The organism is Microvirga sp. GN3, assembly GCF_055792825.1.
Map to the genome: position 1 here is coordinate 1 of NZ_JBVVAK010000189.1, position 10182 is coordinate 10182.

Here is a 10182-nt window from a genome sequence, read left to right on the forward strand (position 1 = left end):
GGCGTTCAGCGAGAAGGAGCTGGCCGACCTGACGATCGCCATCGGCCTGATGAACGCCTACAACCGCCTGGCAATCAGCTTCCGCGTGCCGCCGCTCGCCGCAGCCTCCGCCGCAGCCGCGTGAAATCCGCCCGAGCGCATCAGACAGATGCAAGGAGATCCAGATGGATACCAACAGCGTGATCCATGACGCAGGTCAGCACCAAACACGGCCGTCCATGATGGCCTGGCGTGTGCATGAGTTCGGCCCACCGGAGACCATGCAGTTCGAGCGCGTTCTCATGCCCAATCCCGGCCCCGGCGAAGTCCTCGTCAAAGTGCACGCCGCCGGGGTTGGTCCCTGGGACGGTTGGATCAGGGCTGGAAAGAGCGCCCTGCCCCAACCACTCCCCCTTACCCTGGGCTCCGACCTGTCTGGCGACATCGAGGCCGTTGGGCCCGATGTCAGCGACCTGCGCATCGGCGATCAGGTCTATGGCGTCACGAACCCGCGGTTCATCGGTGCCTACGCTGAGTACGCGCTGGCTTCGGCGGAAATGATCGCCCACAAGCCGACCTCGCTCACCCATGTCGAGGCGGCCTCCGTTCCCGTCATCGCCGTGACGGCCTGGCAGGGGTTGTTCGACCAGGCGCGCCTCCAGGCCGGCCAGACGGTCCTCATCCACGGGGCAGCCGGCAATGTGGGCGCCTACGCGGTGCAACTCGCCCGCCGTGCCGGCATCCGAACCATTGCAACGGCCGCCACTGACGACGTCGCATTCGTGCGCGAGTTGGGGGCGGACGCGGTGGTTGATTTCCGGGCCGATCGTTTCGAGGACGCTTCTCGGGAGGTGGACGCCGTGCTGGATCTGGTTGGGGGCGAGACGCAGATGCGTTCGTTCCAGGTCCTGCGCCGTGGCGGCAGACTGATCTCGGCCGTCTCTCAGCCGGATCAGGATTTTGCAAAGAGCTATGGCGTCGACGCGACCTTTTTCCTGGTGAACGTCACAACCCGGCACCTGACGGAGATTGCAGGCCTCATCGATAGGGGCGACCTGAGGACACGGGTGGGCACGGTCATCCCCCTCACGGACGCACGCGAGGCACATCTCATGCTGGAAGGCATTCGACCGCCGCCGAAGGGAAAGATCGTTCTCACGGCGGGAACGACATGAGTGGTCAATAGGCAACGCGGCTGGATCCCGTGCGATGTTTCCTTTCTTGATGACAGCATCGTTGGGCGCGGAACTGGAGGTCCGCACGATGCTCTAGCCTGCCCCTTCAGCGAAGCCGGCTTGCCGCGACGAATTCGAGCAGCTTGATGCAGTCCTTGCGAAGCGTGCGTTCGGAATAGTTCGTGATGCCGAGCAGCAGTCCCCGCTGAGCGGGAGAAGACAGATACCACAGTGAAAGCGGCACCGGCGCCATCCCGTATTGCAGGGCGCGTTCGGATGCCGCCACGTCGTCATAATGCGGAGGAAGATCGAGCCGCACCGCTAGGCCACCATCCGCATCCACCGCATGATCCGACGGCACCAACTCGCAGAGCATGTCCGCCAGCCTCTGCCGACGGGCGGCATAAAGGCGCTTCATCTTCCGTAGGTGACGCAGGTAATGCCCCTCGCGCAGGAACTCCGCGACCGCATGCTGAACTGCAACGGCAGGCGCCGGGGCAAGGCAGGCGGCGGTTTCTGCGAATGCCTTCGCCAGATGGGACGGCACCACCATGAAGCCGAGGCGCAGAGAAGGGCTGATGGTCTTACTGAACGTACCGATATGCAGCACCCGACCGTCCCGGTCGACGGAGGCCAGCGCCGGCGCGGCCCGCCCCCGCAACTGCAATTCGCCGAGATAATCGTCCTCGATGATGTAGGCGTCCTGTTGTGCCGCCCATGCGAGTAACGCCCTGCGTCGGTCGAGCGACATGGTCATTCCCATTGGGGCTTGCTGGCCGGGCGTGACAACGGTGAGAGCGGCGTGCTGCGCAACCGATACTCCCTGTCGAACATCGATGCCCTCGTGGTCCAAGGACACCGGCACGATGTTCAAGCCGGCAATCTGGAGCGCCGCCCTCGTCAGGGGGAAACCGGGATCCTCGAACCAGGCACTAGCGCCTTCCAGCTTCAGGGTTCGCACGGTAATCCCGATGGCGCCGGCGAAGCCCGCCGTCACCAGGACTTGATCGGCATTGCATTGCAGGCCTCGGGCGATGGCCAAGTAAGAGGCGATCTCCTGCCTGAGGGCGGCCTCGCCCCGTGGGTCGGGGTAGCTGACCGGATGCAGGGACGCGGTGCGGGTGTTCCGCAACATCACGCGGGTCCACAGCTTGAATGGAAACGCATCCTGTGAAGGCACGCCCATCTGAAATGTCGAGGGCCGATGACTGAAGTCCGGAAACAATGTTGGGAACGGATGGCTGATCGATTGCTTGGGCGGCACGTGCGGGGCCGGCGGTATCTCGGCGACCCATGTGCCGCTGGCGCCACGCGAAATGAGAAGCTGCTCGTCGAGCAGGCGTTCGTAGACAATCCGGACCGTGCCCCGCGACACGCCGAGCTGCACGGCAAGATCGCGCCAGGATGGCAACCGAGCGCCTGCGGCCAGCGTCCCCTCGCGGATGGCGTCGCGAAGGCCCGTATAGATCTGGGAGGAGAGTGACGCCTTGCCCCCGCGCTCAATGGTGAAAGACAGTGTGCGCATCTGTTTGACCTCGCCCACTTCTGAAAACCGCCGTGAACCTGTTTGCGACAGACCGCCGCGCGTTCTGGTGAGGTTTGCCCAAACCTATGATGGTCTTACCCAGCCGAACCGCCTGGTCATATCCAAATTCCGCGTCCGGGGAATGTCCAGAGACGCCGGTTGTCTTTCAGAGGGATTGGTCATCGCGAATGCCGCCGTATCCTGTGGCGCGACATGGGCAAGGGCATCCTCGTCAGCAGATCGTGAAGATCGTCGTTCGCCTCTTCGTCGGTCAGCGTCACGGAAGGCGAATGAAGCGTAGCGAGATGGATTTCCGGCCGAGCGACGATGGGTCTACGGCCCGATCAGGTGTCAGACGCCCGAAAACAAGGCGAGTTTCAGGGTTCCTGCGCGAAGCAGAGAATGCTTCGCGCAAGATCCCCTGAAATTCTGAAATCCAGGGTCTCCTAGGGCAATGCCAACATGCGCGGGAACTGATGCAACGCAGCGCAGGATCTGTGGAATTTTTTCGAGGTCCCGCGCAGAAACTGTGAAACTTTCCTGGCTTAAGGCGGATGCGACGCCCTGGCCAGTGCTGCCGCGACGTCAATGGTAACCCAAGTGCCAACACGCTCTCGATGCGAGGGTCAGGGTAGCGCCAGCGACGTTTAGGTCGCCCGGGCGCGAGTCCTTCGGTCAAGCAGAAGCTAAACCAATCCTTCAGATGTCCCTGCCAGAGGGGCTTTCCGAAAGGACGTACGACATGGAAGACCAAAGGGGCCTGCTGGCGGGACCGGTCCATCTGCCTGACGCGTAGACACGGCACCCCAGCGCGGCCTTTTCGCCTACCGATTCCGTCTTTCCCCGGTGCCGCGCCCGGTGTGGGGCCGTCGCATGATGCCGTGCAGCCTGTTGGGTCGACTCTCTGTGCAACTGCGGGCACCACGGCGCGACGTTTGGGGGCTTTGACGGGTCGAAACGTCTCAGTTGGGGTGGAAAGTCCTTTCGAGGCACTGTCCATGCATCAGCGCCATACCTATCGTTGGCACTGCGGTCGTCCTCAGATGCCGCCGCTTACCGACGAATCCTTGAGCCAAAGTAACAATGCAGCCTAACATACCCTACTGCTTCGAGCCCTCACCCAGCGAATTCGAGGAGCACCTACACCAGGAGGAGGTTCCTGGCGGCGTTCGCGTGACGTGGCCGATCACGGGGACGCAGCTCTTCGTCCCGGATGGAGAAGTCGTTCATCTCATGCCGAGTCACGAGGACCTTGCGGCAGGCAACGGAGGCCAGTTCAGGGCTCATGGCCTGAGCGGATTCACCATCGGGAACTATCACGAGTTCCTGATCAGCGCCGTCACGGAGCGTGATGTGACATTCAGGATGGGTGGGCTGGAAGCCTCCTTCGGCGGTGCGACCCCTCTCGCCGCGTTAGTTTTCAACGCCTACCACAGGGAAAAGTACTTCGGTTCCTGGGATCAGATCCGCAGCTTGCGGATCCTTGGAGCCCGCGCGGATGAAGTCGAGGCGGCCTTCCTCAACGCGTGCGCTTCTTATGAGGCAAGGTTCGGGGCCCTCCCCCATCTCTACCCAATCGACGAGGACCTGCTCGTTTCGCTCTGGTTCGAAGAGCCGGAGGAACCGGAACCAGAGTTCATTACGGCTCCCCCCATCATCACGGACATCGACCCCCTCCGCTTCTACTACAGCGGCATTGCGCAGACGGATGATGCGGGAGCGTGCATCTATTTCTACCGGGTTCTCGAATATTTTTCATTTCTCACCCCAGCATCTGAGATGCGCCGGTTGAGGCATGACGGCAACGTCAGCGATGCCGAATTCTCGAAGCGGGTGCTCGAACTCGTGACGCGAGACGAGAAAGGTCCAGTCATGAGGCTGATAGCGTCCCTGGCGGACAGCGAGATCCTCGGATCTGCCGCATCCGACGGGCTTGTCCAGACCGCCGCGGCCCCAGTTCTTGCCGACGCGGTGTACTCCCTCAGAAACTCGATCGTCCACGGCAAGTTCAGCTATGGCTATGCCCTCCACTCGGTCTCCGTACTCGATCCTGATCCGGGACTTTCGCGTTGGCGCATCCTGCTGCGGAAGATGGCCCATAAGGCGATGAATCGGTACGGCACCAAAAGGATCTAACCTGGAGGGATCGGCTTCCGGCAGCGGCTTGGATGAGCGCCAGACGGATCCCGCACAGGAATCGATTTCCTTCCCAGTGCAAAGCACGTATGGGATCCGCCACGAGCTACAAAGCTCTTGAGGGTCACCATGGGCTACCACAGCGACAAGCAGATCCAGATGACAGAGCGAGGAATGAGCCTTTGGCACGCTGATAAGAAATTCGTCTGCTCATCGTGCTTTGCCGACCCAGGGCTGAAGGAGTTCGTGGCCTCAAACGTAAAGAGCAACAGGTGCGATTATTGCGGATCCGCAGCCGAGGCTCCGATTGCGGCCAATCTCGCAGATGTCATCAGCTACATATGTATTTGCATTGAATCCGAGTGGGGCGATGCGGAAACCTTCATGGTGCGTGACGACGAAACGGGAGGCATGATCGAACTTGCTTCCAGCAGCGGAACTCGAGACCTCATCACGCAGGATATCGAACTCGAATTACCCTGCGACGAGGATGGCCGACTCCTAGAGGACATTATTGCTGGGCTACCGGATCGGCAGTGGTGCCGCGAAGACCCCTTGGCAGCACCGATGCACGAAAGCATTGGCTCAAGCTGGCGCATATTCTGTGACATCATCAAGTACGAACGCAGATACTATTTCCAGCAGCTTAACAGTTCGAGGTTGTTGGAGCGGATGGAGCTACAGGAGGCTGCATACGATCCTATCGCCTTCTTGAGCAAGGTTGCCGACTACTGTTCCCGCGCAAACCTGTTCCTGGCGGTCCCGGCAGGCGCCAAGTACTTCCGGTGCCGATACCAATCCGGATCCGGTCCTTACAATAGCCGTGAGATGGGCCCCCCTCCAGCCAAGCTTGCGAAGCAGGCAAATCGGATGAGCGCCGCCGGCATCCCCATGTTCTATGGGGCCGCGAAGGTACAAGTCGCATTGGCTGAGACCACCACCGCGATTGGGCGGTTTGCCGTCGGCACCTTTGAAGCAAAGAGGGATCTCGTATTGCTCGATCTTCGTCGCGCACCGGGAATCCCGTCGTTGTTCGACAACGAACACTCCAGCGATCGGCCGTGGGCGCTTTTCATGCGCGAGTTCATCGGTGACTTCCAGAAGCCAATCGAACGGGACAGCAGCGAGCATGTTGAGTACGTTCCGACTCAGGTCGTAACAGAGTTCATCCGAACCGTTGCGCGGCACGGCGAGAGGGAGATCGACGGAATCCTTTATGGCAGCACACGTCGCCCAGGAGAGACGGCCGTGGTCCTGTTCGCGGACAATCATGCCGTTTTCCCATCGGCCCCGGAAACGACGCTGGATCGTTTGAGGGCCCTTATGGAAGACGAAAGGCATGATCCACCTTGGCTGGAGATGACAGGCTACGAAGAGGTCTTCTTCGATCCTGTTACGGATACAATGTTTCCTGCTCCTCCGCTCTAACCACTTGTTCTCGGGTTGTCGCGTCGCTGCCGTGACCGCCAGCGACGCGCTGTTCGTCGCACTTCAGGCTGTAGTCATCTGGTTCCGAATGCCGACTGGATGACATCCAGCCGATCAGCCAACCATTGGGCCGCTGCCTTCCGGGATGCATTCGTCCTAGGATCGAATTCTTCGTATCGGGCGTCGAGACGCACGCCATACCTGTCCTCGGTCCATTCGATCCCTCCCCGTTCGAGGGATTGCCTACGCTCCACCGCCCGCCCGATCCGGCGGGACCCCGTCGCGCATTCCATGGTGACCGACAGGATGCCGTCGCGCAGCGCCACGGCCACGCGGGCCGTGCGCCCGCTGTTCCAGACCGAAACCTCGGGCCGAGGTGCCCGTGGCGGCAGTTGCATCGCCGGGCACGTTGCCCTGACGGCATGCATGGCCTCCTCCCAGAAGCGGTCGAGGGGTGTCTCCGCAGCGGGAGACGAGCGAAGTCCCAGCGCGGCCTCGACCTCGGAGCGCCGCACAAACACCGTGAAATCCTTCGGCTTTCCCTCCTTCAGGATCGACCGGATGCCGTGCGGGCGCAGGCGGCCCATCACGCTTGGGGCCTGACAGGCGAGATCCTCAGCCAGGTCCTTGGCAGCAATGAACGTCGCCTCGAAGGCTGCCAGCGACCGCACATCGATCCTCGCCCTGCCCTTGCCGTCCCGGCTTGCCGGATGAACCGTCAGATAGCCGGTGCGGACCAGTTCGGGGACCGTGTGTGGCGAAGCCCCCAGGCGGACGGCCACCGCGGTGTGGGCCAGGCCAGGCGCCTTCGGCCGACCCCGCCTGGGCCGGGCGGGAGCGTTGGGACCGGGATCGAGGCGCAGTGCTCCGAAGCCGTGTGCCCCCTCCACCCGACCGGTCACGGTGGTGCGTCCGTCCAAGATGGAATTCGCTCCGGGATTCGGAGCCGTCGCGTTCAACGCCTGCGTCTGCCCGTCGGAAACGTCAGCTCCACGCACTTCAGGAAGGAGGCGTCGTCGATGCAGTAGCCGAGCGGGGACTTGCCGCCGAGCACGTGCTGCGGGTTGCCCAAGTACACGGCAAGGCGATCACCCTGGAAGACCTGCGTAGCCTCCGCCGTGAGACGATCCTGGGCCAACTCGGCGGCCAGCGCCGCCCGCACCTCGCGTTCACGCCGGCCCGCCTCGTCATCGGCGAGCTGCATGGCGGACGCCAGTCCCGCGGCACCCTCGCGGGCCGCTTCGACAGGGGGACTTGCCGCCGATATCGGCACTCTTCCGAAGCACTGGCTGCCCCCTCGCTGCCCCCTCACCGAAATCCGGATGGCCCATATGGAACAAGCAATTAGAAGCCGGATCGGAGCGGGGACGTCGCGGCCTTGATCCGCTCGGCCACCAAGGCTTGCAGGCGCCAGAGATTGCGGTCCCGGACCCCCAACTCCTCCAGATGCGCAACCGTGTTCTGGAGATACTCGGCGCAGGATCCCCAGTGTCCTGCGGCCCTCGCGAGAACGTCCGCGACCTCCTCCAGCGGGAGCCTGCCGGCATAGAAGGGACTGCGTCGGTCGATCACGAAACCCAAGGCCCGGATGGGACCGTCCTCCGTCTGCGCCGTGAGCCAGCGTGGCGGGGTGGCCGGTGGGTTCACCACCAGCTCGCGGCGAAACAGCTCGCTGAGGACAGTTGGGGCTTGATCCGCGGGAACGCGGAAGATCATGCCCTGACACTGTCCGCCTCGGTCGAGCACCATCATCAGCCCGTTCTGGTCGCGGGTGGCGCGGAAGCGTGCGATCCGGAGGCAGAAGGAGCGATGCCAGCCCTGAACGGTGGCCATCCGGCGCTCGGCATACGCGAAGCCGGGCTTCCACAGGAGCGACCCATAGCCGAACAGCCATAGGTCGCCCGGTGGGGCCTGGGCGAGCATGTCCCGGACGATGGCGTCGTAGTCCGCATCCGTCAGGTAGACCGCACCGGGGCTGGGCCCGGCGTCCTCGACCACGCGCGCCATGCTGGCGACCAACTCTGCCGTGAGCGCCATCTGCCGCTTCACCGCAGGCATGCCCTGCCCCATCAATGGACCCGAACAGGCAGACGGCTCATCCTCCACCCCATCGTGCGAGGATGAGCCGTCGGCGCGCGCGCCACTGCTCGAGGTCCTGTTGCAAGTGAAGAAGGCACTCCTCGGCCAGGGCTGTCTCGTGGCCGTTCTGGAGCATGCCCTCGATGAGACGGAGCTGGTTGGCCAAACGTTGCTCGCTCTCGGCGATATGCCGATCAGCCTGGGCGAGGTATTCGCGTTCTTGCTGCACGTCCGGCATGGCCTGCCGATCATGCGCCTGATCGCGCGCGCGAGCCACGAAATTCGAGAAGAGGTCTTATGGAACCGATCTCGGGGATCAGGCCGCGAACTTCACGATGGCACCACTGGCCCGGTCAGGCGGCACGGTCACGGAAGCTCCCGTGAGACGCGAAGCAGCCGATGAGGCCGTCGGCTGTTCGACAGTTTTGGACGCGAACCGACCGAAAGCGGACCCTTTGAACGTCTGGAATGGGTCCAGCCTGTGTGGAAACGCTTTGATCTGCTAAGCTGATCGTGGTCGGCGGAGGTCGCGATGAAGCGTTTCGTTGAGGGTGAGGACCGTCGGCAGGCGACCCTGCTTCCTGATTGCCTGGACGACTATGTGACCGAAGACAATCCGGTTCGGATTGTTGACGTCTTCATCGACGAGTTGGACCTTGCGGCCTTGGGCTTTGCCGGCATCGTGCCGGAGGTGACGGGCCGCCCATCGTATCATCCCGCCACCTTGCTCAAGATCTACCTCTACGGCTATCTCAACCGCATCCAATCAAGCCGCCGCTTGGAACGCGAGAGCCAGCGCAATCTTGAGCTGATGTGGCTCACCGGCCGGCTGAGGCCGGACTTCAAGACCATCGCCGACTTCCGCCGCGACAACGGCCCGGCGATCCGGGCCGCCTGCGCGCAGTTTGTCGTGCTGTGCCGAAGCCTCAACCTGTTCACCCGGGCGGTCGTTGCCATCGACGGCTCCAAGTTCAAGGCCGTCAACAATCGCGACAAGAACTTCACGGTCGCCAAGGTGGCCAAGCGCATGGAACAGGTCGAGGCCAGCATTGCACGCTACCTGGCGGCGCTCGATCGGGCCGACCGGCAGGACAACGATGTGGCCGAGGCCCGGACAAGCCGGCTCAAGGAGAAGATCAAGGGCCTGCGCCGGCAGATGCAAGCTCTCAAGGACATGGGACAGCAGGTCGAGGCCGCACCCGACCAGCAGATCTCCCTCACCGATCCGGATGCGCGCTCGATGGCCACCAGCGGCAAGGGCACCGGCATCGTCGGCTACAACGTGCAGATGGCGGTGGAGGCCGAGCATCATCTCATCGTGGCCCATGAGGTGACGAATGTCGGCAACGACCGCACGCAACTGCTCGCGATGGGGCAACAAGCCCGGGACGTGATGGGATGTGAGGAAATCACGGCGCTGGCCGATCGCGGCTATTTCAACGGTGACGAGGTGCGGGCCTGCGAGGGCACCGGTGTCCTGCCCTTGGTTCCCAAGACGCTGACCTCCGGCAACACCAAGCGCGGCCTCTTTACCGGGCAGGACTTCGTCTACGACGCCGAGCACGACCGCTACACCTGCCCGGCGGGTCAGCACCTGACCAAGGGCAAGGTGCGCTCCGATCGTCGGGACAATATCGATCATTACCGTAACCTGACCGCCTGTTCGACCTGCGCCCTCAAACCCCGCTGCACGCCTGACAAGCACAAGCGGGTGAAGCGCTGGGAACACGAGGGTGTGCTCGACCAGATGCAGGCTCGGCTCGAGCGCATGCCGGAAGCCATGACCATCCGCCGGCAAACGGTGGAGCATCCGTTCGGGACCATCAAGGCCTGGATGGGCAGCACCCACTTCCTGACCAA

The 10182-nt window shown here is 62.9% G+C and carries 9 protein-coding genes and 1 pseudogene; 5 read left to right on the forward strand and 5 right to left on the reverse strand.

Annotated features, from left to right (window positions below; all coding sequences use genetic code 11):
• Together ACS5Q1_RS41680 and ACS5Q1_RS41685 are read left to right on the forward strand one after the other, a co-directional pair.
• A pseudogene (locus ACS5Q1_RS41680) lies at positions 1–124 on the forward strand (carboxymuconolactone decarboxylase family protein); the annotation flags it as partial.
• Between the two features lie 94 nt (positions 125–218).
• Entirely contained in the window at positions 219–1154 is a 936-nt protein-coding gene (locus tag ACS5Q1_RS41685; protein WP_473103750.1) for an NADP-dependent oxidoreductase, read from the forward strand.
• Positions 1155–1260: 106 nt separating this feature from the next.
• On the opposite strand, the gene pdxR is transcribed toward ACS5Q1_RS41685, so the two are convergent.
• Entirely contained in the window at positions 1261–2679 is a 1419-nt protein-coding gene (gene pdxR / locus ACS5Q1_RS41690) for a MocR-like pyridoxine biosynthesis transcription factor PdxR (protein ID WP_473103741.1), read from the reverse strand.
• Positions 2680–3762: 1083 nt separating this feature from the next.
• On the opposite strand from pdxR, the gene ACS5Q1_RS41695 reads away from it, so the two are divergent.
• Together ACS5Q1_RS41695 and ACS5Q1_RS41700 are read left to right on the forward strand one after the other, a co-directional pair.
• The gene (locus ACS5Q1_RS41695; RefSeq protein WP_473103742.1) at positions 3763–4815 is read left to right on the forward strand and encodes a hypothetical protein; all 1053 of its coding nucleotides are present in this window, start codon (positions 3763–3765) and stop codon (positions 4813–4815) included.
• Between the two features lie 129 nt (positions 4816–4944).
• Positions 4945–6243 (forward strand): HEPN-associated N-terminal domain-containing protein, encoded by a 1299-nt coding sequence (locus tag ACS5Q1_RS41700; protein WP_473103743.1) that lies wholly within the window; start codon positions 4945–4947, stop codon positions 6241–6243.
• A 74-nt stretch (positions 6244–6317) separates the two neighbouring features.
• On the opposite strand, the gene ACS5Q1_RS41705 is transcribed toward ACS5Q1_RS41700, so the two are convergent.
• From ACS5Q1_RS41705 to ACS5Q1_RS41720, 4 genes are all read right to left on the reverse strand, one after another.
• The gene (locus ACS5Q1_RS41705) at positions 6318–7163 is read right to left on the reverse strand and encodes a hypothetical protein (RefSeq protein ID WP_473103744.1); all 846 of its coding nucleotides are present in this window, start codon (positions 7161–7163) and stop codon (positions 6318–6320) included.
• Between the two features lie 35 nt (positions 7164–7198).
• Positions 7199–7516 (reverse strand): hypothetical protein, encoded by a 318-nt coding sequence (locus tag ACS5Q1_RS41710; protein ID WP_473103745.1) that lies wholly within the window; start codon positions 7514–7516, stop codon positions 7199–7201.
• A 71-nt stretch (positions 7517–7587) separates the two neighbouring features.
• Entirely contained in the window at positions 7588–8301 is a 714-nt protein-coding gene (locus ACS5Q1_RS41715; protein ID WP_473103746.1) for a gamma-glutamylcyclotransferase, read from the reverse strand.
• Between the two features lie 37 nt (positions 8302–8338).
• Complete coding sequence (locus ACS5Q1_RS41720; RefSeq protein WP_473103747.1) at positions 8339–8599, reverse strand: hypothetical protein; 261 nt, start codon at positions 8597–8599, stop codon at positions 8339–8341.
• A gap of 255 nt (positions 8600–8854) precedes the next feature.
• Between ACS5Q1_RS41720 and ACS5Q1_RS41725 the strand changes: the two genes are divergently transcribed.
• A partial coding sequence (locus ACS5Q1_RS41725) for an IS1182 family transposase (RefSeq protein WP_473103748.1) occupies positions 8855–10182 on the forward strand: 1328 nt, incomplete at its 3' end.

Coding starts and splice junctions, on each gene's coding strand:
- pdxR (WP_473103741.1), bottom strand. CDS start 2,679: ATGCGCACACTGTCTTTCACCATTGAGCGCGGGGGCAAGGCGTCACTC.
- ACS5Q1_RS41695 (WP_473103742.1), top strand. CDS start 3,763: ATGCAGCCTAACATACCCTACTGCTTCGAGCCCTCACCCAGCGAATTC.
- ACS5Q1_RS41685 (WP_473103750.1), top strand. CDS start 219: ATGATGGCCTGGCGTGTGCATGAGTTCGGCCCACCGGAGACCATGCAG.
- ACS5Q1_RS41715 (WP_473103746.1), bottom strand. CDS start 8,301: ATGCCTGCGGTGAAGCGGCAGATGGCGCTCACGGCAGAGTTGGTCGCC.
- ACS5Q1_RS41700 (WP_473103743.1), top strand. CDS start 4,945: ATGGGCTACCACAGCGACAAGCAGATCCAGATGACAGAGCGAGGAATG.